At 61.2% G+C, this 25,577-nt stretch carries 24 protein-coding genes; 6 read left to right on the top strand and 18 right to left on the bottom strand.

Going from position 1 to position 25,577, the window contains the following annotated elements:
- Positions 1-107: 107 nt before the first annotated feature.
- Positions 108-1,487, bottom strand: coding sequence for a DUF1329 domain-containing protein (locus JDW18_RS09430; protein ID WP_218243361.1), 1,380 nt, complete (start codon positions 1,485-1,487; stop codon positions 108-110).
- A gap of 213 nt (positions 1,488-1,700) precedes the next feature.
- Positions 1,701-2,225 carry a polyhydroxyalkanoate synthesis repressor PhaR gene (gene phaR, locus JDW18_RS09425; RefSeq protein ID WP_218243360.1) on the bottom strand — a complete coding sequence of 175 codons (525 nt, stop codon included), beginning with the start codon at positions 2,223-2,225 and terminating at the stop codon, positions 1,701-1,703.
- 225 nt (positions 2,226-2,450) lie between these two features.
- Between phaR and JDW18_RS09420 the strand changes: the two genes are divergently transcribed.
- Entirely contained in the window at positions 2,451-2,927 is a 477-nt protein-coding gene (locus JDW18_RS09420) for a hypothetical protein (protein WP_218243359.1), read from the top strand.
- A 58-nt stretch (positions 2,928-2,985) separates the two neighbouring features.
- On the opposite strand, the gene murB is transcribed toward JDW18_RS09420, so the two are convergent.
- Positions 2,986-4,083 carry a UDP-N-acetylmuramate dehydrogenase gene (gene murB, locus JDW18_RS09415; RefSeq protein WP_218243358.1) on the bottom strand — a complete coding sequence of 366 codons (1,098 nt, stop codon included), beginning with the start codon at positions 4,081-4,083 and terminating at the stop codon, positions 2,986-2,988.
- 104 nt (positions 4,084-4,187) lie between these two features.
- Between murB and JDW18_RS09410 the strand changes: the two genes are divergently transcribed.
- The 3 genes from JDW18_RS09410 to JDW18_RS09400 all read left to right on the top strand — a co-directional run bounded on the left by JDW18_RS09410 (position 4,188) and on the right by JDW18_RS09400 (position 6,455).
- Positions 4,188-4,673 carry a YajQ family cyclic di-GMP-binding protein gene (locus JDW18_RS09410; protein ID WP_218243357.1) on the top strand — a complete coding sequence of 162 codons (486 nt, stop codon included), beginning with the start codon at positions 4,188-4,190 and terminating at the stop codon, positions 4,671-4,673.
- Between the two features lie 135 nt (positions 4,674-4,808).
- A complete protein-coding gene (locus JDW18_RS09405; RefSeq protein WP_218243840.1) occupies positions 4,809-5,423 on the top strand; it encodes a retropepsin-like aspartic protease family protein in 615 nt (204 codons plus the stop codon).
- Positions 5,424-5,450: 27 nt separating this feature from the next.
- The gene (locus tag JDW18_RS09400; RefSeq protein WP_218243356.1) at positions 5,451-6,455 is read left to right on the top strand and encodes an HD-GYP domain-containing protein; all 1,005 of its coding nucleotides are present in this window, start codon (positions 5,451-5,453) and stop codon (positions 6,453-6,455) included.
- Here the strand turns inward: JDW18_RS09400 and JDW18_RS09395 are convergent.
- The 7 genes from JDW18_RS09395 to JDW18_RS09365 all read right to left on the bottom strand — a co-directional run bounded on the left by JDW18_RS09395 (position 6,450) and on the right by JDW18_RS09365 (position 14,209).
- Positions 6,450-8,195, bottom strand: coding sequence for an FAD-dependent oxidoreductase (locus tag JDW18_RS09395; protein WP_218243839.1), 1,746 nt, complete (start codon positions 8,193-8,195; stop codon positions 6,450-6,452). The two genes, JDW18_RS09400 and JDW18_RS09395, sit on opposite strands and share 6 nt — an antisense overlap.
- The gene (locus tag JDW18_RS09390; RefSeq protein WP_218243355.1) at positions 8,195-9,745 is read right to left on the bottom strand and encodes a polyamine aminopropyltransferase; all 1,551 of its coding nucleotides are present in this window, start codon (positions 9,743-9,745) and stop codon (positions 8,195-8,197) included. Before JDW18_RS09390 ends, JDW18_RS09395 begins: the two co-directional genes overlap by 1 nt.
- Before the next feature lie 164 nt (positions 9,746-9,909).
- Positions 9,910-10,125: a DUF350 domain-containing protein gene (locus JDW18_RS09385; RefSeq protein ID WP_218243354.1), complete on the bottom strand. Its 216-nt coding sequence runs from the start codon at positions 10,123-10,125 to the stop codon at positions 9,910-9,912.
- A gap of 30 nt (positions 10,126-10,155) precedes the next feature.
- Positions 10,156-11,682: a DUF4178 domain-containing protein gene (locus JDW18_RS09380; protein WP_218243353.1), complete on the bottom strand. Its 1,527-nt coding sequence runs from the start codon at positions 11,680-11,682 to the stop codon at positions 10,156-10,158.
- A gap of 132 nt (positions 11,683-11,814) precedes the next feature.
- A complete protein-coding gene (gene plsY / locus JDW18_RS09375) occupies positions 11,815-12,501 on the bottom strand; it encodes a glycerol-3-phosphate 1-O-acyltransferase PlsY (protein WP_218243352.1) in 687 nt (228 codons plus the stop codon).
- An 86-nt stretch (positions 12,502-12,587) separates the two neighbouring features.
- Positions 12,588-13,088 carry a Cys-tRNA(Pro) deacylase gene (gene ybaK, locus JDW18_RS09370; protein WP_218243351.1) on the bottom strand — a complete coding sequence of 167 codons (501 nt, stop codon included), beginning with the start codon at positions 13,086-13,088 and terminating at the stop codon, positions 12,588-12,590.
- 59 nt (positions 13,089-13,147) lie between these two features.
- Complete coding sequence (locus tag JDW18_RS09365; protein WP_218243838.1) at positions 13,148-14,209, bottom strand: aldo/keto reductase; 1,062 nt, start codon at positions 14,207-14,209, stop codon at positions 13,148-13,150.
- Positions 14,210-14,376: 167 nt separating this feature from the next.
- Here JDW18_RS09365 and JDW18_RS09360 point away from each other — a divergent pair, with 167 nt between their 5' ends.
- Complete coding sequence (locus JDW18_RS09360; RefSeq protein WP_218243350.1) at positions 14,377-15,342, top strand: alpha/beta fold hydrolase; 966 nt, start codon at positions 14,377-14,379, stop codon at positions 15,340-15,342.
- An 89-nt stretch (positions 15,343-15,431) separates the two neighbouring features.
- On the opposite strand, the gene JDW18_RS09355 is transcribed toward JDW18_RS09360, so the two are convergent.
- Entirely contained in the window at positions 15,432-17,975 is a 2,544-nt protein-coding gene (locus JDW18_RS09355) for a penicillin acylase family protein (protein ID WP_218243349.1), read from the bottom strand.
- A gap of 108 nt (positions 17,976-18,083) precedes the next feature.
- Here JDW18_RS09355 and JDW18_RS09350 point away from each other — a divergent pair, with 108 nt between their 5' ends.
- Complete coding sequence (locus JDW18_RS09350; RefSeq protein WP_218243348.1) at positions 18,084-18,464, top strand: hypothetical protein; 381 nt, start codon at positions 18,084-18,086, stop codon at positions 18,462-18,464.
- Positions 18,465-18,530: 66 nt separating this feature from the next.
- On the opposite strand, the gene JDW18_RS09345 is transcribed toward JDW18_RS09350, so the two are convergent.
- From JDW18_RS09345 to JDW18_RS09315, 7 genes are all read right to left on the bottom strand, one after another.
- Entirely contained in the window at positions 18,531-18,779 is a 249-nt protein-coding gene (locus tag JDW18_RS09345) for a hypothetical protein (protein WP_218243347.1), read from the bottom strand.
- A gap of 128 nt (positions 18,780-18,907) precedes the next feature.
- A complete protein-coding gene (locus JDW18_RS09340) occupies positions 18,908-20,683 on the bottom strand; it encodes a hypothetical protein (protein WP_246610407.1) in 1,776 nt (591 codons plus the stop codon).
- Between the two features lie 23 nt (positions 20,684-20,706).
- Positions 20,707-21,150, bottom strand: coding sequence for a hypothetical protein (locus JDW18_RS09335; protein WP_218243345.1), 444 nt, complete (start codon positions 21,148-21,150; stop codon positions 20,707-20,709).
- 75 nt (positions 21,151-21,225) lie between these two features.
- Positions 21,226-22,272, bottom strand: a complete 1,047-nt coding sequence (locus JDW18_RS09330) for an LD-carboxypeptidase (RefSeq protein WP_218243837.1) — start codon at positions 22,270-22,272, stop codon at positions 21,226-21,228.
- Between the two features lie 302 nt (positions 22,273-22,574).
- The gene (tadA, locus tag JDW18_RS09325; protein ID WP_218243344.1) at positions 22,575-23,963 is read right to left on the bottom strand and encodes a tRNA adenosine(34) deaminase TadA; all 1,389 of its coding nucleotides are present in this window, start codon (positions 23,961-23,963) and stop codon (positions 22,575-22,577) included.
- A 60-nt stretch (positions 23,964-24,023) separates the two neighbouring features.
- The gene (locus tag JDW18_RS09320; protein WP_425514798.1) at positions 24,024-25,229 is read right to left on the bottom strand and encodes a branched-chain amino acid ABC transporter substrate-binding protein; all 1,206 of its coding nucleotides are present in this window, start codon (positions 25,227-25,229) and stop codon (positions 24,024-24,026) included.
- An 83-nt stretch (positions 25,230-25,312) separates the two neighbouring features.
- Positions 25,313-25,561: a hypothetical protein gene (locus tag JDW18_RS09315; protein WP_218243342.1), complete on the bottom strand. Its 249-nt coding sequence runs from the start codon at positions 25,559-25,561 to the stop codon at positions 25,313-25,315.
- Positions 25,562-25,577: the final 16 nt, after the last annotated feature.

The raw sequence follows: 25,577 nt of genomic DNA, 5'->3' as shown, positions 1-25,577 counted from the left end.
ATAGGCCCGGGCCGGCCTGTTGATTCAATGCCCACGAAAAAGGAGGCGCATTGCGCCTCCTCGGTGTCATGGCAAGACAGGGTTTGAGTGCTGCCTTGCCATGGTGCTCAGTTGCCAGCGTTGCGAGCCGCTTCGGGCGTGAACATGGAAGCATTCATATTGCCCTTGTTCAGCACAGGGCCCAGAGGACGCTCCTGGAACAGGTTGTATGCCACATAGCTGCCAGAGTTCAGGTCGTGATAGAAGCTGGTGCCTGCATGCCAGATCTTGGCGTCAAACGCGTAGTAGTGATTGACCAGCGCATGCAGCCAAAGCTGGCCGCGCACATCGTAGTAATCGCTCATCAGCGCCTGGCCGGTGTCTTCATCCAGGAAGAGCACGCGCTTGCCAAACATATGGCGGTAGCCGTCCTTGAGCGTGGCTTCCAGCACCCAGACACGGCGCAATTCATAGCGCATGAAGTCGGGGTTCTCGTGACCTGGCTTGAGCAGGTCTGCATACTTCACGGTATTGGAGTGCACCTTGTAGGCATTGGCAGGAACGTAGATTTCCTTTTTGCCCAGGCTCTTCCAGTTGTAGCGAATGGGCGAGCCATTGAAGAGGCGGTCCGAATCAATCGTCAGCTTGCCGCCTGTGCCAGACAGAGGCTGGTCGAAACCATATTCAGGAATCTGACGCACGCGGCGTGTGCCGGGGTCATAGCTCCAGCCCAGGCGCTTTTCCTTGCCAAACTCCACGGGCTCAGAAACCACGCTGACGCCACCTTTTTCGCGCTCAGGCAGCTTGACGGCATTGGTGCCCTGAGACATGGGGCTGGTCAGAGGCTGACCAACTGCGGCAGGGTCATTGACCTGGCTGAATGCCTTGTTGTCTGCACGACCCCAGACGATGCTGCCGTCGGCCAGCACATTGGCGTTGTCGCGCAGCGTGTGCTCGGTAAACGCACGCGATGGCAGCAGATTGTTGAACGTCAGCTCCAGGCCGTTCTTGGGAATCGGGAAGGGCAACGCACCCTTGACTGCGCCTTCGGTACCGAGTCCATCAGCATCCAGCACGGCATTTTCAGCATTCTTCTTGGCTGCTGCGCACACCGCATCAGAGAAGCGGAAGTCGCGATGACCGGGATACACAGGAATGCGGTAAGTCTTGGGGTACTTGGCAAACATGGCCTTCTGCCCCGGGCTCAGGCGCTCAGCGTACTGGCTGAGGTTCTCAGCCGTAATGGTGAACAGCGGCTTTTCATTCGCATAAGGGTCTACAGGATGCTGACCCGCATGCGGCGTGTATTGCACGCCCGGTGGCGTGCCCAGCCATTTACCCGTGAACTCGGGAACACCGCTTGCCGTTCCCGCTTTTTCACCACCGGTACAGGTCAGAGACTTGCCCAGTTTTGCCACCTCGTCGGGCGACGCCTTCGCCCAGACCGAACCCATCAACACCGTCGCCGCGCAGGCCACCAGTACACGTGACCCCATTCCTACCGTCATCCTCAGTCTCCTTTGGCGCATCCTCATATGGATGCACCTTCTTCCAACGAACATTCTTTGCCAGCTGCGGCTTTTGCTTCAAAGCTCTTGCAGCGACGAACCATTGTTCGGCTGCGCTTGGGCAAGAACATCGTCAAATGGGACTAGATGGGCCATTGCATGAAAAAAGCGGGCACCTGGCCCGCTTGCAGCGTTCGGTCTGAGCTTGCTGGCTCAGCGCTTGATACCAAACACACCCAGCATCTGGTCTGCCTGCTTTTGCATCTGCTCCTGCATCTGCGTAAACATGTTTTGCGATTGATCCATATAGCGCCCCATCATGGCCTGCATGGCGGCTGGCTGCATGCCCATGAACTGCTTCCAGGCTTCAGGGTTCATGCCCTGAGAGTTCTCGGCCATCTTGCTCTGGAAGTCCGTGAACATCTGCACATTTTTCTCGATATAGGTCCCCATGAAACCCTGCATGGCATGCCCATAAAAGCGGATGATGTTGGCCAGCATTGCCTCGGAAAACATGGGTGCGCCACCAGCTTCCTCCTCCAGAATGATCTGCAGCAGGATGGATCGCGTCAAATCCTCGCCAGTCTTGGCGTCCTTGATGATGACTGGCTCGCTGTCCATCACCAGTTGCTTGACTTCTGCCAGGGTAATGTAGGAAGACGTATCTGTATCGTAGAGACGGCGATTCGGGTATTTTTTGATAACGCGCTGGGCTGCACCCTCAGGGCTTTCGGACATCGGAACTCCTCCGTGGTTATGGGGCAAAACCCAAATTCAATTCAACTATTGCACTGCAGCAGATTTTAGGCAGTGCCATGGCGAGTTTTGCAGGCAGTAACCCTGACTTGTCGGACAGCAGCCATATTTATCTTTCAGCTGGTATCAAAAACGGCCTTCTGTCTTGCACAGATTTGCTTGCAGAAGGTTTACAGTGACGGGGTTGTTTGACGAAAGGTTCAACGAATGGTTTTCTCCAAGACATCCAAGGCGCTTTATCTGACAGCCTTGCTGGCATCGGCTGGTTTCATCACTTCCGCGCAGGCTCAGCAGCCTGCAGCTCCAGCTGCCAATGCAGCCCAAGGCGCGGCTGACGCAGCACCTGCTGTCAATGTGGATGCCGCTGCGGCTGAAGCTGCGCTGCGCAAGCGCGTGCAGGCCATTACGACTGCCCTCGAAGGCAAGTCCAAGATTGCAGCCAACAATTTCTCCGAGAAGTTCCTGCAGAACTCTCCTGTGGACAGCGTTCAGAAGGCTCTGGACACCGTGCGCACCGGCGTGGGCAGCTGCCAGGTTGCTGGCCGCATGCAGACTGGCACCCCTGTTGCCACCAGCGTGCTGCTGAACTGCACCAAGGGCTATGTGCCCCTGGAGTTCGCGATCGAGCCTCAGGCACCCTATCGCATCGAAGGCATCTCGCTGCACCCCGCTTTCTGGAAGTAAGCCGCTCCCAGCAGCCATGCGAAAGGGTCCCTCGGGACCCTTTTTTGCATTCTGCGTATCAGATCACCACAGGCTCAGGCTCCAGCCGGATGCCAAAGCGCTCGTACACGCTGGTCTGAATGGCTTTGGCCAGCGTCATGACCTCGCCCCCGGTCACACTGCCATCGGCGCTATGGCGGTCCCCACGATTGACCAGCACCAGCGCCTGCCGGTCATAAACGCCAGCGCGGCCCATGGTCTTGCCCTTCCAGCCACAGGCATCAATCAGCCAGCCTGCAGCCAGCTTGATGGAGCCATCATCCATGGGGTAATGCACAATCTTGGGCTCCCGCGCAATGATGTCCGCGCATTGCTCAGGCGTCACCGTCGGGTTCTTGAAGAAGCTGCCCGCATTGCCAATCACCTCGGGGTTGGGCAGCTTGGCACTGCGAATCTCGCAGACCCATTCAAAGATTTGTTGCGCGTTGGGTTGCTCAATGCCTTTTTCAGCCTGTTTGCGCTGCAGATCCAGATAGCCAAGATCAGGCTTCCAGGCCTTGGGCAAAGCCAGACGCACATGGGTAATCACGGCCCTGCCCTTGAGACCCAGACCAAGCGGCATGGCAGCGCCGGCAGTCACCGGCCAGTATTTGGGCTGGGCAGGCTCATGCTTGAACACCGAATCGCGATAGCCAAATGCGCATTGAGCCGCTTCCAGACTGAACTGCTCGCCCGTGGCCAGATCCACTGCATCCAGCGAATCAAAGCGATCCTGAAGCTCCAGCCCATAAGCCCCAATGTTCTGCACGGGCGCAGCTCCCACGGTGCCGGGAATCAGCGCCATGTTCTCCAGCCCTGTGTAGCCCTGCGCCAGCGTCCAGGCCACCATATCGTGCCAGCGCTCGCCTGCGCCGATTTCCACAATCCAGTGCTTTTCCGTCTCGCGAAGCAGCCGCTTGCCCATGATTTCCATCTTGAGCACGACAGGCGCAACATCACCGGTCAACACCACATTGCTGCCACCACCCAGCACAAACACCGGCTGACGGCCCCATAAAGGGTCGTTCAGAAACTGGCGAATGTCTTCCTGGCTGCGGATACGCACCAATGTTTCAGCACGCGCGGCAATGCCAAAGGTGTTGCAATGCTGCAGGGGAACATTTTTCTCGACTAACATCCATCCAATTGTCGCACTGCGCCTGCCTTGCTGCAGACAAGCACTTGTTCATTGTGTAAGCGCACTGTGACTTGTTTCACATTGAATTTGATAGGAAATGCCTCATGCCTTCTTTTGACACCGTTTGCGAAGCCGATTTCGTTGAAGTCAAGAATGCCGTTGACAACGCCACCAAGGAAATTGGCACGCGCTTTGACTTCAAGGGCACTTCGGCCGCTGTGGAGCTCAAGGACAAGGAAATCACCATGTTCGGTGACGCCGAATTCCAGCTGCAGCAAGTGGAAGACCTGCTGCGCAACAAGCTGACCAAGCGCAACGTGGATGTGCGCTTCCTGGATATCCAGAAAGTCCAGAAAGTGGGCGGCGACAAGGTCAAGCAGGTCATCAAGGTCAAGAACGGCATTGAGTCCGATCTGGCCAAGCAGTTGCAAAAGCTGATGAAGGAAAGCAAGCTCAAGGTGCAGGCTGCCATTCAGGAAGACAAAGTGCGCGTGACCGGTGCCAAGCGCGATGACCTGCAGGCTGCCATGGCCTTGATCCGCAAGGATCTGGCGGAGCATCCTCTGTCTTTCAATAACTTCAGAGACTGAATGAAACTCCCCCTGAGCAGCTTCGCTGCTTCCCCCTCTCTCGCTACGCGGGAGGGGGACGATGCCTACGCGGCGGGACGGCCCTTGCTTGGCATCTCTCGCCCAAGCATCGCCTGCATCAGTATCGCCATGTTCATGGCATCCATGAGTGCCCATGCCCAATCCGTGGCCCTGACTGGCGTGCTGGGCAGCAAGGCCTTGCTGGTGGTGGATGGCGGTGCTCCCAAGGCGCTGGCAGCCAATGAGAGCCATCAGGGTGTGCGCCTGCTGCAGCTGAACGGCGACAGCGCCGTGGTTGATGTCAAAGGCCAGCGCCAGACGCTGCGCCTGGGTGAAGCCCCGGTCAGCATCGGCAGCCGGGGTGGTGCCAATGGAGCCTCGCGCTCAAACCGACTCGTACTTCAGGCTGATTCCCGCGGCCATTTCATTGACCGGGGGTTGATCAACGGCAAGACCATGCAGTATATGGTGGACACCGGCGCCAGCACTGTAGCCATCGGCCGAGCGGATGCCGAACGCATGGGCCTGGCTTTTGAGCAAGGCACGCCCGTCATGATGCGCACAGCCAATGGCAATGCGCAGGGCTGGCGCATCAAGCTGGCCAGTGTGCGCATTGGCGAGATGGATATCTACGACGTGGAAGCCATCGTCGCGCCGCAATCCATGCCCTATGTGCTGCTGGGCAACAGCCTGCTTTCTCACTTTCAGATGACGCGCAAGGGCACCGAGATGGTGCTGGAGCGGCGCTGATGCACAGCCTGTTACGCTAGCCATTCCATGCAAGCACGCTACGACGAGCCTTATGAAGATCTGCTGGGTCTGTGGTCAGACCTGGAATCCGCGCTTTCCGTGCTGCTGAGCGAGCCGCTGCGCATGCCGGGCTTCACGCCCAAGCTGCAGCAGATAGACCTGTGGCTGCAGGATCTGATCAGCCACGACACCGATGTAGCGCTGTATCTGATGTTTCAGCGCGCGGCGTCCACCACCGTGGGATACAGCCCCTCTCACGCGCTGGTTTGCGCCAGCCTGTGCCATGTGCTGTCCAAGCTGCTGAACCTGCCGCAGACAGAGCGCGACACGCTGATTCAGGCGGCGCTAACCATGAACATCGGCATGACGGCCCTACAAAACCAGCTGGCCGAGCAGCGCGAGCCGCTTTCTTCCGTGCAGTCAGAGCAGGTCAAGCTACACCCCATGGAAGGCCGCGTGCTGCTGGAGCGCCTGCTGGTGCGCGATGCGCTGTGGCTGGAAACCGTGCAATACCACCACGAAGTTCTGCCGCCTGTGCCGCTGGCGCAGTTGCAGCCTGTGCAGCGGCTGGTGCGCATTCTGGGCACTGTCGATCGTTATGCAGCCCTGATCAGCCCGCGCAAGACGCGTGGTGGCCGCTCGGCCATCGAATCGCTGCAGATACTGCAGCAAGGCCAGCAGTATGCCGATGAGGTCAAGCGGGCACTGATCGAAGTCGTAGGCCTCTACCCCCCAGGCACTTATGTGCAGCTGGACAATGGCGAAATCGCCGTGGTGCTGCGGCGCGGCCCCAACCCCGCTGAGCCGCAGATTGCCAGTGTGATCGACCCCGAGGGCCATGGCCTGTACCCGCCCATCTTGCATATGGCCAGCCGCAAGCCGCAAATCAGTTCAGGCCTGTCACGCTCGTCGCTGACGCTGGATCTGGACCTGCGTTCCATGGCCCAGCTGGGTGTGCACAGCGCACGTGGCAGCGCCTCGCTCTACCGCATGGTCAAGCTGCCGGGCAGCAAGGTTCTGGGCGCTTCATGAGAGCTGCGCGGCCCACAGGCCTGCATGGTGACCACGGGTAAAGGCTTCTTCCAGCACTGAATAGCCTGCCCAGTCGGAATGCGCAAAGACCAGCCGGCCCGAAACCGGTGCCGGTAACAGCTCCAAATGCTCACCATTTAATAGCACCCTGCGCTTATTGCTATTGGACTGCAAGGCAATCTGACTCAAAACCTGCTGATCGCCCACGCGCGGAATTGGCATGGCGTGGCCGTAACGGGTGATTTCCATGCGCGTGGCGCGCAGCAAAAGATCAGAGTGCGGCCCGCTGAGCGTGCCCACAATGCGCTCGCGCCAGAATTCATAGGGCTGGCCCAGCAGCTGCTGGCGCCCCTGCTCCCAGTCTCCCAGCGCCTGGTAATAGCTCAGCACCGTGGGCTGACGGCTGATGCGGTCCAGCCGCTGGCTTCCTGCATCCACATAGCCCAGGCCGCCCTGGTTCCCGTCCTGGTACAGCACATTGTCCCAGGCGGGTTCAGCCCCCGGATAGTCGGCCAGTTGGCGGTCGATATGAATATTGGCCACCAGCCAGGGCGCCCAGTCCAGCCGCTGCGCAACCGTGCGCAAAAAATCTGGCGGGTTGCGCAGCACACGCGCTGCCACAAAGCTGGGCAGGGCCACCACACAGCGCTCGGCCAGCCAGCGCTCGTGCTGCTGTCGGCCGTGGTGCCATACATCCAGCTGCACGCCATCTCGCCCATCGGTGATGGAAAGCACACTGCAATCGGTGTTGAGCTGCGTGGCCTTGAGCCTGTGAACCAGCTGCTGCGACAGCCAGCCATTGCCTTGCGGCCAGGTCAGCACCTGCTCGCCATCTTCATCCGGGTGGAAATCGTCTGCCGCACGCGGCGCATGAAAGCCATGGCGGCTGGCAAAGTAATGCAGGCCCGCCCAGGCCGACACACGGTGAATGCCCGCGCCAAAGTCGTCGCGGCAGCAGTAGTTCAGATACCAGAGCAGGTATTCATCATCCAGCCCCTGCTGGGCCAGCCAGTGGTCAAAACGCTGCGCATCCAGACGCGCATGCGCCTCGGGCAGCTTCCCTTCACGCTGCCAGACCCGGATGGATGGCATGGCAAATGCGGCTTCGGCCATGGCCGTATTCATGCACCGCTCAAAAAGTGCGTATTGCGCAAGGGTTCGCGCCCCCACGCCATGCACCGGCAGCAGGCCTTCCTGCCACTGGCCGCCCAGATACAGCCGCTCCTGAGGGCTATGACAAAGATAGCGCTCGTCGTATTGCCAGCGCCCTGCAACCTGCTTTCGCAGCCCAAGCTCCTGCAGCCAGTCCTGTACTTCCTGCGCAGAATCTCCGGGCACCGGCAGATAGTGGGCCCCCAGCGGGCAGTCAATGCCTTTGAGCTGACCGCCCTGGCTATTGCCGCCCATCGCCGTCTGGGTGTCTATCAGCACAGCCTCCTGCACGCCCGCCAGCTCCAGCGCCCGCGCAGCCGCCAGCCCTGCCATGCCGCCGCCCGCTATCACCACCGGGGCACGGTGCACTGCCGCCGGTGCAGGCAGCTCGATTCCCTGGGCCAGTCGCTGCCAGAAGGGGCGCAGGCTATGCCCGCGCTCCAGCGCCACGCCCATGAAACCACCGGGTAAGTCAGCCAGCGCGGGCGCTGCAGGCTGGCAGCCGGACAGCACGCCAATGCCTGCCGCCCCAGCCAGCCCGGCCCCGGCCACTTTCAGCCAGTCGCGGCGATGCAGATCGCCCGCCATCAATGCTCCACCTTGCCCCATTCCCTCTCATAGGTGTTGACCAGCACCTGATTCGAGAGGCGATTGACCTCGGTGGGCACGCGCGCCATGTCCAGCGGAAAGTCAAACATCAGGCGCAGCGTTGGCAGGCTCAGAAAGCGCAGACCTTCAGGCAGCGCCTCTGGCTCGCGCCAGGGACGGTGGCTGGCCAGCACAAAGCCCCACTCACCAAAGCTGGGGACATGGGCGTGGTACGGCGTGGCCGTCAGCCCCACGGATTCGATGGTGGTGGCCACCGTCCAGAAACTGCGCCGCGCAATCAGCGGCGATGTGGTCTGCACCACCGCATAGCCGCTGGCCGCCAGGCGTTTGTCCAGCAAGGCATAAAAACTGTTGGTGAACAGCTTGCCAATGGCGAAATTGGTCGGGTCGGGGAAGTCCACGATGATGACGTCAAAGGTGTCGCTGGCCTGCTGCAGCCAGTGAAACGCATCGGTGTTGACGATGCTGACCCGAGGGTCGTTGAGCGCATTGCTGTTGAGCGCAGTCATCATGGCGTTGCCGCGAAACAGGTCTGTCATGGCCGGGTCCAGCTCCACCAGTGTGACTGCTTGCACGCCGGGGTACTTGAGCACTTCGCGCACCGCCATGCCATCGCCACCACCCAGAACCGCTACTTTTTTGGGAGCACCGTGCGCTGCCATGGCGGGATGTACTAGCGCTTCGTGATAGCGATACTCATCACTCTGGGCAAACTGCAGATTGCCGTTCAGGTACAGGCGCGCGCCCTGGCGGCCCTGTGTCACCACAATGCGCTGATAGGGGGAGCTGCTGCTCAGCACAATGCGATCCTGGTAGAAATGATCGTCCGCCAGTCGGGTCAGATGATCGGCACCGAAAACGCCCAGCGCCAGCGTCAGCATCACAATGGCGCAGGCCCAGGCGTGGGCCCGCAGGTTGCGCAGCTCCTGCTTGAACAGCACCAGCGCCCACACGGCAATCGCCGCATTCATGAAGCCAAACAGCAGGCCTGTGCGCACCAGCCCCAGCTTGGGCACCAGCACAATCGGGAAGGCCAGCGACACGGCCAGTGCGCCCAGATAGTCAAAGGTCAAAACCTTGGAGACCAGATCCTTGAGTGAGGCATTGCGCTTCAAGATGCGCATCACCAGCGGAATCTCCAGCCCCACCAGAGTGCCCACCACCATCACCAGGCCATAGAGCAAGAACCGGAACGCGCCTGGCGCGTAGGCATTGGCCAGAAACAGCACGGCAGGCAAGGCACCACCGATCAGCGCCACCATCAGCTCCACCCGCAGAAAATGCGCGGGCAACTGCTCTTCAAAATAACGCGAAAGCCAGGAGCCAATGCCCATCGCAAACAGATAGGTGCCGATGATGGTGGAGAACTGCAGCACCGAATCGCCCAGCAAATAGGACGCCAGTGCGCCAGCAGCCAGCTCATAAAGCAGGCCACAGGCTGCAATCACAAACACGCTGAACAACAGCGCCACATCAATGGGCCGTGGCCCCTGGCGAGCGTCGTCCGCCTCAGCCACCGTCGAAGTCATCTATCCGCCTTGTTTTCAAAAACGTGCCACCCCCTCAAAACTGGCACACCCCAACTCAGAGGCAGCGAGCAAGCACCGCCGCGCAGCAAAGCTGTCGTCCCCCTCCGCGAAGCAGAGAGGGGCGCCCGGCTAGGGGGAAGCGGCAAAGCCGCTCAGGGGGTGCCTCAATGAATCGCCGCCGCCACAATGATGCTGATGCCCAGACACATGGCAGCCACCACCATGGCCAGCGCCTTGTTGTGCTTTTCCACAATCTCGGCCCACATATCCACGGGGGTGATCTTGTCGATGATGATGAAACACAGCCAGAACACCACTACGCCCACCAGCGCGTAAATGATGGAGCCAAAGAAATTCTGGGGGTTGAACCAGGCAAACATAATCTCTCTCCTCTGATGAGATACAGGTCGTTATTTGTGGCTTCCGCCAGAGGTATAGCCGCCATAGGAGCCGCTGCTGGAGCGGCTATAGCTGCAATCGGGGTCGGTGCGCGGGTCGCAATTGGAGCTGGATATGCAGGCACGCAGCAAGGGCGACAGGAACAGCAGCACACACAGCCAGAACACAATCGTGCCCCAGCTGAAGCCGCTGCCGCTGACCGGGCCGACCTGAGAGCGGTCCTTGAGCTTGCCCACGCCAAACGCCAGGCTGATGCTATCTGCCGACACACGCCGCCCATGGGTCCAGGTCGTTTCGTTGCTGGCCGTCTCCATTGCCAGTGTGGACTGTTTGCCGCTATCGGCGTAGTCCACATTGCTGGATTTCTGCCCCTTGAAGACAGGCCAGTAAAACTCGCCCTCGGCGTACTGCGTCTCGGCCAGATAGGCATAGTCGCGCTGATATTTGCGCTGCAGATAGGTCGCCGTGCCGCCATTCTTGGAAAGCTTGGGGGCACCGCTGACCACGCGGGCCGTGCTCCAGCCGTCCTCTGAATCCACGATGAAGGAAAAGCCCGCCTTTTTGTTATAGAGCAGGTACTCGTCCCAGACAAAGCTGTCGTCCTCATCCTCGCCCAGTCCTCGGCCTTCGCGGCGCTGAAAGCCCACCACCTGCCATTTCAGGCCATCCAGCGTGCCCTCGGTGCCCATGGGAATCAGCGGCCGCACCTTGCGGCGCTGCTCGGCAAAGCTCAGCTCGCTGCCCATGCCCTTAGACATATCAATCAGGCTGCCGCAGCTCGGGCAGCTCAGGGCCTTGGTGCTGTCAAAACGCACCGGCACCACGGCACCGCACTTGGGACAGTTGAAGTGACGGCCCTCCTCCTTCTTGGTGGCCGCATCGCGCAGCCCCTGCATCTGCAGGCCTTCCAGCTGCACCGGCACGCCCAGCGTAAAACTGGGCTGCTTGCCGCTGAAGTCCAGCGACAGAATCTGGTTTTTGTCGTTGCGCAGCTCCACCAGCTTGAAGCTTTTGCCCAGCTCTGGCAGTTGTGACAGCTCTCCCTGCGCGGCCATCAGCTGCGCATCCTGAATGCTGGTGACGGTGAAAGAGTCTGCGCCTGCGGCAACTTCGCGCCCCATGCGCCACTGCTGGGGTGAGAAGGCTTTGACATCCCAGCCCGGAGGAGTCCAGGGCAGCGCAAAGATGAAGCTGCCGTTGTCTTCGCTCAGATAGGCCAGCTCTCCATTGCTGAGAGTGGCAATCCATTCGGACCAGTTGCCCGCACCGCTTTTGTACTGGGCGCGGCCCACCAGGGTAAAGGGTTCGGGCTTGCCGTCACGCTTGAACATGCCCGAGGCGCCTATGCGCAGCGGGCTGTAGTCCTCAAACACTTCGGCCATGGAGCCAATGCGCCTGAGCACTTCCCCATCACGCACCACGGTGCTGCGGCAAAACTCGCAGACGGCAAAGCTGGCCTGCGCACTGCTGAAATGGACCGGTGCACCACAACCAGGACAGGGAGCGCTGTAATCACGCTGCGATGGGCTGGAGGCCATACTGTTTTGCTATTTTATTGAGAGCTTAAAGCGTTGACTGAAATGGGGATGGAGTGAAAAAACATCACAAGCCCTGTGCAAGAGGACTGTGATGCCGAGTATTACATGCAGTCCCTCGCCCAAGGCTTGGGCTCAGCGACGCTTACCCTTGCTTGCATTTCGCTCGGCAGGGGCTGCAGGTTTACCCGCATCGGCCTTTTTCTGACCCAGCTTGGACTCCTTGCCCGCCATCAGTCGCTGAATGTTCTCGCGGTGACGCCAGATCAGCAGCATGGCCATCACGACAATGGCCACGGTAATTGGCGTTTCAGCGTTCCACACAATGCCGCTGCAAAGCACGTAATACACAGGGGCAAAAATCGAAGCCACCAGCGCAGCCAGCGACGAATAGCGGAAAAACACGGCAATCAGCAGCCATGTCAGCGCTGTCGCCAGACCCAGCCAGCCACTGATGCCCAGCAGCACGCCCAGTGCGGTGGCCACGCCTTTGCCGCCCTGGAAACCGAAGAAAACGGGATACAAGTGACCCAGAAACGCGGCCAGCGCCACCAGCGCCAGCGTGCTGTCACCCAGGCCGAAATGCTCGCCAAAGAGCTTGACCAGCAGCACGGGCACCAGACCCTTGAGTGCGTCCAGCAGCAGCGTGACAGCCGCTGCCGCCTTGCTGCCAGAGCGCAGCACATTGGTCGCGCCAGGGTTGCCGCTGCCATAGGTACGCGGGTCATTCAGGCCCATGACGCGGCTGACGATGACGGCGAAAGACAGAGAACCGATCAGATAGGCCGCCACGACGGCAATCACAGGATAGAGGGCGTTCAAAAGGAATTCCTCGGCCAGAAACTGGCCCTTATTGTTGTTTGAGCTTTTCCCGCCAGGCGTCTCACACGCCCCGGCAGGCTAGGTCCCTATTCTGCCAGCGCGCAATGCACGGGCTGGGCATTGAGCAGATCAGTACAAACCTTGGGAGCCAGTTGCACCAGATAGCCGCGCCGGCCGCCGTTGATGGCAATGCGCGGCAACTCCAGAATCGTGTCCTCTATATAGACAGGCATGTCGCGCTTGGTGCCAAACGGCGAAGTGCCGCCCACCAGATAGCCGCTGTGGCGGTTGGCCACTTCGGGCTTGCAGGGCTCCACACTTTTGGCGCCAATCTGGCGGGCCAGATTCTTGGTGGACACCTTGCAGTCGCCGTGCATGAGCACGATCAGCGGCTTGGCATCCTGATCCTGCATGACCAGCGTCTTGACGACTGCGTGCTCATCCAGCCCCAGCTGCCGGGCAGATTCCTCGGTACCGCCATGCTCCACATACTCATAAGGGTGCTCGGTAAATTCCACCTTGTGAGCCTTGAGCATCTGCGTGGCCGGTGTCTCGCTCACATGGGCGCTTTTGTCTTTTTTTGCCATGGTTCTATTTTGATAGCTGCTAGCGCATGACTGATATACGCTAGAGGCCAATTACAGCATCAAACCGCAGGGTCGCGCATTTCCCAGCGGATCTTGTCAATCTCGGTCAGCAACTCAGGGCTGAGTTCGGTTCCCCAGGCATTGAGGTCTTCATCGAGCTGCGCCGCTGAAGTCACGCCGATGATGGTGCTGGCCACCTGCCATTTGGTGTAGCAAAACGCCAGCGCCATCTGCACCGGCGTCATGCCATGCTGGCGCGCCAGCGCGTTGTAGCGGCGTGCGGCAGCCAGCGCATCCGGGCGGCCCCAGCGCTGCTTTTGCACCGATTCATAGCGCCCGATGCGCGAGTCCTTGGGCGCGCCCGCCTCGGTCGGCGCGAACTGGTCGAACTTGCCCGTCAGCAGGCCAAAGGCCAGCGGGGAGTAGGCCAGCAAAGACACGTCCAGCCGCTGGCAGGTCTCATCCAGCGCATTTTCATAGCTGCGGTTGACCAGACAGTACGGGTTCTGGGTGCTTGCCACACGCGGCAGGCCGTGCTGCTCGGCCAGGCGCACAAATTCATGCACGCCATAAGGCGTTTCGTTGGACAGCCCAATGTGGCGAATCTTGCCCTGCCTGACCAGACCTGCCAGCGCCTGCAACTGTTCGTGAATAGGCGTGAGCGAGTGCTCTTTTTTCGGGTCGTAGTACATGCTGCCGAAAGCAGGCACATGACGCTCTGGCCAATGAATCTGGTAGAGGTCAATGACCTCGGTCTGCAGGCGCTTGAGGCTTGCGTCGCAGGACTGAACCATATCCTGGGCCGACATGCCTGCATTGGCACGAATCCAGGGCATGCCGCGCGACGGGCCTGCCACCTTGCTGGCCAGCGTGATCTGGTCACGCATGCCAGGGCGGGCCTTGAGCCAGTTGCCGATGATGGTTTCGGTCGCGCCAAATGTGGCTTCGCGGGCGGGCACGGCGTACATCTCTGCCGTGTCGAAGAAGTCCACACCCCGCTCCACCGCGCGGTCCATGATGCGATGGGCTTCGGCCTCATCGACCTGTTCGCCAAACGTCATGGTGCCCAGACAGATGGGGCTGACACGCAGATCGCTCTGGCCCAGAGCAACGGGGTTCATGGAAAGGCGGGCGGAAGAAGCAACAGAGGTCATGGCCTCCAGTTTATGGCCTGAGCCCCCAAAACCATGTGCTGCACGCGGTGTTTGAAGGCGCGGGGGCGTCATCTGTCTCGCGCAGGACGGCGCTGCATGCCGCTGCCGCAATAATGAAGGCAAACGGAGACACCATGAGCGACCACACCCCCTCCCTGCAGACCAGCGCATCCCCCTATCAGCCGCAGCGCCACTGGCAGTCTCAGATGCTGCCAGTGCGCAATATGCAATACCACCTGCGCAGCTGGGAGCCTGAACAGCTCAACCCCGACCTGCCTGTGCTGGTGCTGGCCCATGGCTGGATGGACGTGGCCGCCTCCTGGCAATTTGTGGTGGATGCCTTCAGCCAGGCCTTTGTACAGGGCCGCCGCATCGTGGCCCACGACTGGCGCGGCTTTGGCCTGAGCCGCCCGGCTGCCCCCTGCGACAGCTATTACTTCACCGACTATCTGGCCGATCTGGACATGCTGCTGGAGCAGCTCTCGCCCGATGCCCCCGTCGATCTTGTCGGCCACAGCATGGGTGGCAATGTCTCCTGCTGGTATGCGGGAGCCAGAGCCGCACGCATTCGCCGCTTTGTGAATCTGGAAGGCTTTGGCATGCCTGAAACCCCGGCCAAACAAGCACCAAAGCGCCTGTCGCAGTGGATGGATGAACTGCGTGAACAGCGCGCTGGCGGGATGGCGCTGGCGCCTTACGCCAGCGTGGAAGCCGTGGCCGACCGCCTGCAAAAAACCAACCACCGCCTGCCGCGTGACAAGGCCCTGTGGCTGGCCCACCACTGGGCCGCCCCTGATGCGCAAGGCCGCTGGCATATTCTGGGCGATGCCTCGCACAAAGTGGTCAACCCCTATGTGTACCGTGCCGATGAAGCCATTGCCTGCCTGGCAGCCATCACCGCGCCCACATTGTCGGTAGAGGCTTCTGACGACAGTCTGGGCGGCTGGTACAAGGGCCGCTATACGCTGGAGCAGTATCACGACCGCCTCAAGCACATCCCGCGGTGCGAAGTGGCCGTGGTGCAGGACGCAGGCCATATGCTGCACCACGACCAGCCCGAGGATGTGGCCCGGCTGATTGAGAACTTCTGCGGCGCCTGAGAGTATTTTTAAATTTTTAGCCCAAAGCGCCTATCCCTAAAGCGCTTTCAGCTATCAATTTAAAAGCAGGTACCAGACACACCTCATCGTCAACGTGCACTGGGCTGCAACGCCAGCACATGGGTAAAGCGGCCTGGCTGCATCTGCAGCGGGCGATAGCGGCCGCTGGCCCACTCATCGCGCATATCGCCATAACGGCCCGACAGGGCCAGCCCGCTTTGCCCCGTCTGGTAGATAAAGCGCGAGGACTCCAGATCGTTCAGGTCATAAATGGCGCGCAGCGATGGTGCATGGCGGTCCACAAAACGCCCGCCCAGCGCCCCCCGGGCATCTGCGGGCACGGGGTTGGGGTTGTACTGGCCGACGTTGACCGTGTAGTTGTCACCGCTGGCCGCCACGCTCACGTTGAAGATAGGAGCCAACGCAGCAACGGCACCAAAGGGGCGATGTGCGCTCAGTGCAGGATGGGCGTCACCCCAGCGCCAGTTTTGCAGACGGCTGCCATAGGCGGCCTGCAGCTTGTCCAGCGTGCGAGTCAGCGCATCAGCCACTTGCTGATCGCATGTTTTGGGCGCACACCATCCCGCATCATTGCGCGCCAGAATGCCTTCAACACCGGCGCGGAAGTCGCGCTTGCCATAGGTCATCAAAAAGCGCTGCTCGCCAATGCGGGGAATGACAATGCCCCGCGTCAGCTCATCCACCCAGACCGAAAAAATCAGCGGCTGTGGCAGATTTTTGTCCATCTTGCCGTCAAACCCTGCCATCAGCTGCAGCGCCCGGGCCGCCAGTGGATGCGAGGATTGCGCCTTGCGCAGCGCCGGCAGCAAAGCCTGTGTGGCCAGCGACTGCACATCGTTCTGAATGGCGGCCATGCTGGCCGCATCATGCTGGTCGCTTGCGTTCAGCAACTGCTCTATGCGCTGGTGGCGGTAAGGCAGGCTCCAGTCCTGGGTCAGAAAATGTGCGTAACCGGGCGCCGTCACGCGCTGGTTGGCCGTGGCCACAAAGCCGCGTGCCGCGCCATCATCCTGCGGTGTCTGCTCGTAGCTCAGCCAGCCCTGCCAGTCGTAGCGGGCCTCCCAGCCCGGTGCGGGGGCCACGCCGCGCAGATCATTGTCGGCGGCGCGCACCGGCACCTTGCCTGCGGCCTTGAAGCCTGTGGCGCCATGCACATCTGCCGCCACAATGCTCTGCATGGGCGAGTGGTAGCCCGAAAACGCCTCGAACAGCTGCTGCACCGTGCGCGCACCATTGGCCTTGAGGCCCGCCTCCACCGTGCGGTTATCCGTATCCAGCGCCGCCCAGCGCAGGGCCAGCGCATAGCGGCTGCGATCAATCACCTGCCCGTATTGCGCCTGCGCATCGCTGAGCACCGGGCCATGGCGCGTGCTGCGCAGCGTGATTTTTTGATCGGACTGGCCCTTGATCCTGAAGATTTCCTCGCGCACGCCAAACTTTTCCCAGCCCGTGGGCGTGCGGTACTGGCTGCTGTCTGCCGGGTTGATCTGCTCCAGATACAGGTCCTGCACATCGGGGTTGGTATTGGTAAAGCCCCAGGCCACCTCGGCCGTGCGGCCCAGCACCACAAAAGGCATGCCGGGCAAGGTGGCACCCACCACATCCATGGCGCTCAGACTGGTGCCATCGGCTGCTTTACCTTCTGGAGCCTGCAGATGGGCAAAGTACCAGATGGCTGGCGCGCTCAGGCCCAGATGGGGGTCATTGGCCAGCAAAGGTTTGCCGCTGCGGGTCTTGCTGCCCGCCACCACCCAGTTGTTGCTGCCCAGACCATCGTTGCTGCCCATATCGCGCACCGTGGCTGCGGCCCATTGCTGAAGCGCGGATTCCATCAACTTCGCAGGCTGGCTGATTTTCGGTGCATCATCCGCCGAGCGATACACGCCCAGTTGCCTGTACAGCGCGGCCAGATCAACGCTAGTGGCGGGCTGCTCGCCCGGATAGGCTGGCATCAGTTGCCACAGTTGCTCGGTGCTCAGGGTCTGCAGCAAATTGAGGCGGGCAAACTCATTGCCCCAGTTGCCCCCAAGATCCAGCGCCATCATCAGCGCCCAGCCCACGGTGTCCTCAGGCGCCCAGGGCTGGCCTTTGTCGCCACCCGCCTTTGCGCCAAGCAGCAAAAATTCGGGGGCCGTGGCCTGTGATGGGCGGGCGTAGAAAGCTGCAATCCCCTGGCTGTAGGCCATCAGGGCTTCTTTCACCGCAGCTGGCATGGCCTGATACTGGCGGCGCGCCGCGCCATGAATGTCCAGCGCCCGCATGAGCTTGTCCAGCTCCAGTGTGGCGGGCCCCAGAATCTCGGAAAGCCGCCCCCGCATCAGGCGGCGGTTGAACTCCAGCTGCCAGCCTCGCTCCTGCGCATGAACAAAGCCCAGCGCCCGCCAGGCATCCTGAGGCGAAGCCGCACTGATATGGGTGATATCGGCCGCATCGCGCCGCACCAGCACCGTCTTTTGCAAGCCCACCAGAGTCAGCTTGACATCGAGCTTGGGCTGCGCTCTCACGCCATAGACAGCGACAGCGCCGCCCGCCAGCAACGCCAGCGCCGTGACGGCAGCCACCGCATGCAGACCACGGCGGACCCAGTTTCCAGAGCTTGTTGTGTGTTTCATGCGCCCTCTTTTTTGATGCCTGCCTGCGCAACAACCACATGCGGGCAGCCACCAAGCATGAGAGACAATACCTGTTTGGGCCGTGGCCCGGTGTTAGGAATTCAACGCATGTGGCCGTTCAGCTTGCTCAAAAAACTCAGCCAGGACCCTGAAGTGGGCCAGACCCGGGGCGACTACATAGGCTGCTATCTGCTGGGCACGCAGACTGCCGGACAGGACGACATCAGCTATATCTCTCTGGCCACCACACGCGAGCAACTCAGGCAGGACGCCAGCGAGTATCTGCAGACTTTCCTCAATGAGCACCCGCAACTGAGCGATGCCGAGCACCAGGCGCTGCAGGATTTGCTCGCCAACTGGGATCAGCGTGCCGACACCCATCTGGCCGCAGCCGGTGGCAAGCCACTGGCCGAGCAAGGCGGCAGCGTGCTGTTTCTGCGCACCGGCATGCGCGCCCGCAAAAAGGAAAAAGGCGTTTATCTGGAGTAAACGCCTTGAAAGAGTCGTGAGAGAGCCGTGAGAGAGCCGTAAATAGGGCGAGTTGCGCTCTCTTATTTATTGCCCGAAATCCAGTCCAAAACCTTTCTTCGTGAGCTGAATTTCGTCCAGCGGGCCTTTTTGTAGCCAGCCACTGGAGAAAGCCAAGTCCAGCGCCGCCTGCTCTGCATCGCCTGTGATGCCATGCTTTTCCATGCCTTTGGCCAGCAATTGCGGCGAAACGCCATCGCCGTCGCGCAGCCCTTGCACGCTGACCAGCCAGTACATCAGTTTGCGGGCGACTGTCGCCATATCGGAATCGGACATTCAGAACTCCTGAAGCATTCAAGCTCAATGGGATAAAGGGCCAGACGCTGTATTTTCAATAGCAGCGCCAACCCACTGCGTTGTACGCCATGTTCAGGCCCATGCCTGTCAGCCAAGGACGCGCACCGTCACTGGGTCATGCTGGCGGCCCCGCAGCCCAGTGCAGTTTTTTGCATTTGCAGCTGCTCCCTCAAGGCCGCCTGCAGATCGGCGCGCATGGCATCTCGCGTCAGCATTTCCTCGGCATACAGCGCCGCCCAGTCAATCCCCACGCCGATAAGCGCACCAGCCACGGCCCCGGCAATGGCCCCGGCAGCTGTACCAACGCCGGGCACAACCGAGCCCACAGCCGCCCCGGCTGCGGCAGCACCGGCCTTGCCCAGCCCCTGCTTGGCAGCAGCTTTGGCCAGCACCTTGCTGGCCGCCTTCATGGAGGTTTTGGCCATGGCCTTGCCTGCGACCACGGCTGCGAATGCGCCCGCACCTGTGGCGCCGAGCGCGCTGGCCGTCAGGCGCTGGCGGGCGTTGCCCAGCATGTCCAGCGCTGGCAGCTGCGGCACCTGCGTGCGCACAATGCACTGGCTTGCATCCAGCGCCAGATGGTGGCGCGCCAATGTCTCATTGATATGCTGCTGCGCCTGGGTCAGAGCCGAGCCCCCTTGCTGGGCCTGCTTTTGCACGGACTGCACCCAGGCATCCAGCCCCGGCGTGGCCAACAATGTCTCTGTCAGCTTGTTCTGCAGAAACTGGCCCACATCCCCGGTCAGCAGGCTCAGAATGCGCCCCCACTCCGCGCCCAGGCTGAAGTACCAGTCAAGGTAACGCTCCACGGCGGCATCCAACTGCTGCTCTACCCCGTTCATGCCTTGGCACAGCGCCTGCGCCCCCTGCATTTTTCCCAGTGCCTGCAGCGCCAGCTGGCGCGTGGCGTCCAGCGTACCCAGGCGGTAGAACTGCTGGCCTATGCGCTCGCACTCTGGCAGGCGCTGCAATGCCAGCGGGCTTTCATACGTGCGCGCCAGTCCATCAAGGCTGGCCGTGGCCTGCACCAGAATGCCCAGCACCAGCACGCCGATCACGCCCAGCAAAGGCGCAGAGTTTCGACCGCCCCCGGGTGGCGCCGCCTGCCGCCAGATGAAAGCGCAGCCACTGGCGCCTTGCATGGCAGCGGCAATGCATAGCAGCATGCCCACAGGGCCAAACAGCGCCAGCAGCAAAATCCTGAGCGCAGGAATCTGGGGTAAATCCGTCGCAGCGGCACCCGCCACCTGCAGCGCCAGCAAGCTATCCAGTCCCCAGCGCACCAGCCCTGACGGAGCCGAACGAATCTGCGCAATGACCGCATCCAGTGCTGCAGGCTCCATGGCGGGTGTCAGCGCACGGCCAAAGTCCTGGCTGCGCGCCATGAGGTACAGCCACAAGCCCCCCAGCGCAACCACCAGCAAGACTCTGGCCGCCCTCTGGCTCCAGCGCCACGCAAAGGTAGTGCTTGAAAATTCCGGCGCCAGCCAAGCCTGCAGGCACGCCATCATCACCAGATAAAGCGGAACCGCCAGCGCCAGCAGCGCCCACTCCCAGCTCGCCAGAAACCATGCTTGCCACAGCGCGGTGCTGCACAGCAAAAGCGCCAGCAGCAGGGCCTTGCAGGCGGCCCACCAGCCGCCGGACAGCCAGCGGCCTACACGGCCCTGTGGCGCAAACTGAAACCGCAGAATCTTCTTGCGCAGCATGAAGGCCAGCCATAGCCCCCATGCCGGCATGATGGCCAGCAGCAAAACGGCCAGCAGCCAGCCCCATGCAGGCAGCTGCGTCAGAAAATGTGCGGCACACCACAACGCGGCCAGCCAGGTCCATCCCAGCACCAGCCCGCGCAAGCCGCTTTGCACAAGGCTTTGCGATGGCATGGGTGAATCTGGCGCGGTGGCGCTCATTCCTTGGCAGTAGCTTTTTTCGCAGCAGCAATGCCGCGCGCCATGCGGGCGTTGTAAACCGTCAGGCGGCTCAGGCCCAGTTGCTCTGCCACCTTGGCGTCCGATGCGGTTCCCAGCAGGGCAACCGCCTCATCCGTCCAGTCAAACGCACCGCTGGCCGCCCCCGTCAAAGAGGCAATGCCAAACTCCGTGCGCTTGGCCACCACGCTGGCCTTGCTGATGCCCAGTTGCCTGGCCACTTCGGCATCCGGCTCTTTGCCCAGCATGGCGACCGCTTCTTTTGTCCACTGAAAGTGGCCAAAGGCAGCAATGCCCAGCGCATTGCGCTTGAGGTTCACGGTCTTGGCCGATGTGCCCCAGCGCTCGGCCAGCACAGCGTCTTTTTCCTTGCCCAGCTGGGCCAGCATGTCATCGGTCCATTGCAATGCGGCCTTACCCATGCCAGCCCATCCTTCTCAGAAATTTCAATCAAAACCGGCTCTAGCGCTTATCTATCAAGCGCCAGCAGCTATCAATCAGTGAGTATGACCCCAATAGATGAGGGCATCGCGGCCTTCGACAGACAGTGATACCTGAGCACCGACCGGCAGCAGCACCTTGGTGGGTACATGGCCAAACGGCAGGCCTTGCAGCACCGGGCGCTTGATCTGCATGCGCAGCCAGTCGATGACGGTCTGCAGCTTGAAGCCCTTGTCGTGCGGGGTCAGCTTGAACTCGGTGAACTGGCCAAAGACGATGGCTTTTTGCTTTTGCAGCACGCCCGCCAGCATCAGCTGGGTCAGCATGCGCTCAATCTTGTAGGGGTGCTCGCCCACATCTTCCAGGAACAGAATGCCGCCGTCGATCTGCGGAAAATAAGGCGTACCCAGCAGGGACACCAGCACCGCCAGATTGCCGCCCCACAGCGTGGCGCCGCCCGGCACATAAAAATCCTTGAGCTGGGGCTTGCCATTGGGCAGCTCGCCAATCCTGGGCATCTGCCAGCCAGCACCTTCGCCCTGCCCGCTGAGCAGGTCTTCAAAGCAGTCCAGCATGATGTCGTCCACGGGCTCGCCCGTCTTTTTGACATCCACACCAAAGTCAGCATTCAGTGCGGGGCCTGCCCAGGTGGTGGAACCTGTCTGCGCCAGCATGGCCAGCTGGAAGGCGGTGAAGTCGCTCAGGCCCACGAATCGGGTGCCATTGGCGATGGCCTTGGCCACCGTCTTGTATTTGATGCCCGGCAGGATGCGCGTGAGGCCGTAGCCACCCCGCGAGATCAGCGCCACATCGGCGCCGCTGGCTGCAGCACGGTGAATGGCCGCAAGACGGGTAGCATCATCGCCCGCAAAGCGCTGGCTGCTGGAGAGTGCATCCGCATCAACTTCCACCTCATGGCCCAGCGCTTCAAGTTGCTTGATGCCGCGCTTGAAAGCGGCCTTGTCACGCACCGCACCCGATGGGGAGTAGATATAGATGTGCTTGGCACCATGGCTGTGGTCATGACCGCAGCAGCTGCCGTCGGCGCTATGCACATGGTCATGATGGTCGTGGTGCTCATGGCTGCAATGCTCGTCATGCACATGGTCTGCATGGCCGCAGTCGTGGGCATGCGTGTGCTCATGGGGGTTCGCGTGATCGTTCAGATCGGTGCTGTCTTGCTTGGTGGATGCTGGGGATTTGCGCGAGGTTGCCAAAGCCTTTTCATGCAGCCACTGGCCGCATGCTCCGTGAAATAGGTGAATCCGCAGACTCGAAAATTCGGTTCAGAGCGCAGCTCTTAAAGCCACCAACACCACCGAGCAAACCGAAGGTTTGCGCTTGAGACGAGATGCCGGGCCGCGTAGGCGAAGCAACGACGTATCAAGGCCAGTGTCAGCGGGTCTTACTGAGCTGCAGACGATGGCGCAAAGTATTCCACAGCCGCTGCCGCGCTGCCCTGACTTTGGACAGGAACCAGAGAGCCATGCGGGGTTTGGCGCCAGGCGGCGTCCTCGCTCGCCAATTCCGGCAGCACCTGGCGCCAGGCGGTTTGCCACTGGGCTGAACTCACGGGCCGGTCTGCAGCAGGCGCTTGCAGCCACAGACGACGCCCTTGCGCCCATTGCATCAGCAGTTCGGCGGGTACACCCGCCAGTTCCTGCTGCACGCGTGGCCAAGCCTTGAGTGCGGCTCGGTGGCCGGGCTGGGTAAAAGGGGCGTTCCATGCCTGATCGTCACCGGGCATGCTGCCCCCCTCTACCTCGGCCATGGCACGCGCCACATTCAACGAGGGTTTGCGCGCTGCCTGCTCAAACCACTGGCGACGGCTGTCCGGCTGCTGCGCCAGCGGCCAGACGTCTTTGAGCCAGGCCCCCATAAAACGCTCAGGCATCTGCGCTGCAAGCTGCAAGCCCATCAAGCCGCCATCGCCCTGCCCCAGCAGCATGACCGACTGCAGATTCAGCGCCTGCACCAGTTCAGCCAGCACCTGCACATGCCAATGAGCACTGTGCTGCCTGTCTTTCTTGGGCTGGTCACTGCGCCCAAAGCCAGGCAAATCCGGCACAACCACGCGATGCCCCGCCGCCAGCAGCTCGGGCAGCACATGCCTGAACTGATAGCCCCAGCCGGGGCTGCCATGTAAACATAGCCAGGTCAGCGAGGCATGGCCTGGCCCTTCATCCACCACCGCCAATCGCAGGCCTTGCAACGCAGGAAGATCGCTGCGCCAATGCGGCTGCCAGGGCCAGTGCGACAGGCTGGCAAAGGTTTCCTCTGAATTGCGCAGCGCCCAGTCCTTGAGGGGATGCGGCTCCTGCAATTTTTTTTCTTTGCGGCGTTGCTGAAAAAAATCTGCCATCACCGCCGCGCATTCATCGGCCAGTACGCCGCGCAGCACCTGGGTCTGGTGATTAATCTCGGCATAGCCAAACACATTGAGCACGGATCCTGCCGCGCCGGTCCGGGGTTCTGCCGCGCCATAGACCACGCTGGCAACCCGCGCATGCAGCATGGCGCCGCTACACATGGTGCAAGGCTCCAGCGTCACATACAGGGTGCAGCCTTCCAGCCGGTAGTTGCCCAGCGCCAGCGCCGCTTCGCGCAACGCCATCACCTCTGCATGGGCGGTGGGGTCGTTGACCGACAGCGGGCTGTTTCGGCCACGGCCTATGACCTGCCCATTCTTGACCACGATAGCGCCCACCGGCACCTCGCCACAAGCTGCAGCTGCGCGGGCCTGCTCCAGCGCCTGGCGCATAAAGCCCTCGTGCACAGACACATCAAATTCCATAGCTGCTTGCGCTTATATCAACGGGACTTGAGAGCTATTTCACTCCAAACCCTGCAACAATCACTGACCGCTGACCTGCAGCTCCTTGCGCTCACCCGAGGCATAGCCAAACAAGGTCACACGGGGGTTCTGCAATTCACCCTGAGAGTCGAATTCAATCGTGCCCGTCACACCTTCGTAGTGCGACTGGCGCAGGCGCGGCAGGTAGGCTTCGACCTGCGCGGAATCCGCACGCAGCATGGCCTGTGCCAGCACCATGGTCGCGTCATAGGCGTAAGGGCTGTAAACCTGATACTGACCGGGGAAACGCTGGTCGTATTTCTGCTTCCAGGCAGTGCCGCCCGGCATCTTCGCCAGAGAGCTGCCGCTCATCACACAGACCACATTTTTAAGGGCCGGAGCCTTGTCTGCCATGACCGGCAGGCGTTCCGAGCATTGCGCATCGCCTCCCAGAAACTGCGTCTGGTTCATGGCCAGCTGCGACATCTGGCGCAGGATGGGACCAGCCTGCGCATCCATGCCGCCAAAGAAGATGGCATCAGGCTTGTGCCCCTTGATCGCCGTGAGAATGGGGGCAAACTGCGTGGCCTTGTCGCTGGTGTACTGCTTGTCCACGATCTGCACATCGCGCTCGGCCGCCGCGGCTTCGAACAGTTTGACAATGCCCTGCCCATAGGCCGTGCGGTCGTCAATGATGGCCACGCGCTTGATGCCGCGATGCTTGACCGCATAGTCCAGCAGTGCATCGACCATGGCCTTGTCATTGGCAATCACGCGAAAGCTGGCGTCGTAACCGGCCTCGGTAATCGAGGTGTTCGTGGCTGCAGGCGTGATGTTGGGAATATTGCAGTCGTTGTAGATCTTGGCCGCAGGCAAGGTTGTGCCCGATTGCAGGTGGCCAACCACACCCGCCACTTTCTTGTCGCAAAAGCGCTGGGCCAGGGCCGCAGCCTGACCCGGGTCACCCATATCGTCGCCCGCCTCCAGCTTCCACTGCACAGGGCGACCGCCGATTTGCAGCTTGCGCGCATTGAGTTCATCAATGGCCATGCGCACGCCGTTTTCTTCATCCTTGCCCAAGGCCGCAATAGGGCCGGAAACCGGCCCGCCATGGGCAATGCGCACCACCAGAGGCTTGTCTGCTGAATGCGCCGTGGCCTGCGCCACACCCTGCGCATGCGCTTGCGTCAAGCAGCCCGCAGCCAGTGCCAGCCCCAAAGCAAGCGGCAGTCTGGCGAAATGAGTGGTGGCTGGGCTGGCGATCATGGGCATGCTTTCTCCTTGATGGAACAGATGGGGGAAGGTGGCAATACGCGAACAGTCTTCCAGCGCGGCTGGTTGATGCGAGCTTACTGAGCCGCGTCAGGATCGGGCCGCTTGGCGTTGAGCGCGGACTCCAGTTGCTGGCGATATTGCTGCTGAATCTGCTGGCTTTGCTCGCGCACATTGCCAGTCCCGGAAGGCTGATTGTGCCCTGCCGGCGCTTGCTGGGTCTGCTGCGTCAAAGTTTCCTGGCTGCTGTGCAAGCCTTTCCTGGCCAGCACGCCAACGACAGCCAGCACCAACACCAGACTGAGCAAACCAAAAACAGCTTTCATGATGAAACCCGGCAAT

Source organism: Comamonas fluminis (genome assembly GCF_019186805.1).
In the GTDB taxonomy this organism is placed as follows: Bacteria; Pseudomonadota; Gammaproteobacteria; order Burkholderiales; family Burkholderiaceae_C; genus Comamonas; species Comamonas fluminis.
Note: the sequence above shows the minus strand (reverse complement) of the source record. Positions and strands in the feature narration are given on the sequence as shown.

Coding starts and splice junctions, on each gene's coding strand:
- JDW18_RS09430 (WP_218243361.1), bottom strand. CDS start 1,487: ATGACGGTAGGAATGGGGTCACGTGTACTGGTGGCCTGCGCGGCGACG.
- phaR (WP_218243360.1), bottom strand. CDS start 2,225: ATGTCCGAAAGCCCTGAGGGTGCAGCCCAGCGCGTTATCAAAAAATAC.
- JDW18_RS09420 (WP_218243359.1), top strand. CDS start 2,451: ATGGTTTTCTCCAAGACATCCAAGGCGCTTTATCTGACAGCCTTGCTG.
- murB (WP_218243358.1), bottom strand. CDS start 4,083: ATGTTAGTCGAGAAAAATGTTCCCCTGCAGCATTGCAACACCTTTGGC.
- JDW18_RS09410 (WP_218243357.1), top strand. CDS start 4,188: ATGCCTTCTTTTGACACCGTTTGCGAAGCCGATTTCGTTGAAGTCAAG.
- JDW18_RS09405 (WP_218243840.1), top strand. CDS start 4,809: ATGGCATCCATGAGTGCCCATGCCCAATCCGTGGCCCTGACTGGCGTG.
- JDW18_RS09400 (WP_218243356.1), top strand. CDS start 5,451: ATGCAAGCACGCTACGACGAGCCTTATGAAGATCTGCTGGGTCTGTGG.
- JDW18_RS09395 (WP_218243839.1), bottom strand. CDS start 8,195: ATGGCGGGCGATCTGCATCGCCGCGACTGGCTGAAAGTGGCCGGGGCC.
- JDW18_RS09390 (WP_218243355.1), bottom strand. CDS start 9,745: ATGACTTCGACGGTGGCTGAGGCGGACGACGCTCGCCAGGGGCCACGG.
- JDW18_RS09385 (WP_218243354.1), bottom strand. CDS start 10,125: ATGTTTGCCTGGTTCAACCCCCAGAATTTCTTTGGCTCCATCATTTAC.
- JDW18_RS09380 (WP_218243353.1), bottom strand. CDS start 11,682: ATGGCCTCCAGCCCATCGCAGCGTGATTACAGCGCTCCCTGTCCTGGT.
- ybaK (WP_218243351.1), bottom strand. CDS start 13,088: ATGGCAAAAAAAGACAAAAGCGCCCATGTGAGCGAGACACCGGCCACG.
- JDW18_RS09365 (WP_218243838.1), bottom strand. CDS start 14,209: ATGAACCCCGTTGCTCTGGGCCAGAGCGATCTGCGTGTCAGCCCCATC.
- JDW18_RS09360 (WP_218243350.1), top strand. CDS start 14,377: ATGAGCGACCACACCCCCTCCCTGCAGACCAGCGCATCCCCCTATCAG.
- JDW18_RS09355 (WP_218243349.1), bottom strand. CDS start 17,975: ATGAAACACACAACAAGCTCTGGAAACTGGGTCCGCCGTGGTCTGCAT.
- JDW18_RS09350 (WP_218243348.1), top strand. CDS start 18,084: ATGTGGCCGTTCAGCTTGCTCAAAAAACTCAGCCAGGACCCTGAAGTG.
- JDW18_RS09345 (WP_218243347.1), bottom strand. CDS start 18,779: ATGTCCGATTCCGATATGGCGACAGTCGCCCGCAAACTGATGTACTGG.
- JDW18_RS09340 (WP_246610407.1), bottom strand. CDS start 20,683: ATGCCATCGCAAAGCCTTGTGCAAAGCGGCTTGCGCGGGCTGGTGCTG.
- JDW18_RS09335 (WP_218243345.1), bottom strand. CDS start 21,150: ATGGGTAAGGCCGCATTGCAATGGACCGATGACATGCTGGCCCAGCTG.
- tadA (WP_218243344.1), bottom strand. CDS start 23,963: ATGGAATTTGATGTGTCTGTGCACGAGGGCTTTATGCGCCAGGCGCTG.
- JDW18_RS09320 (WP_425514798.1), bottom strand. CDS start 25,229: ATGATCGCCAGCCCAGCCACCACTCATTTCGCCAGACTGCCGCTTGCT.
- JDW18_RS09315 (WP_218243342.1), bottom strand. CDS start 25,561: ATGAAAGCTGTTTTTGGTTTGCTCAGTCTGGTGTTGGTGCTGGCTGTC.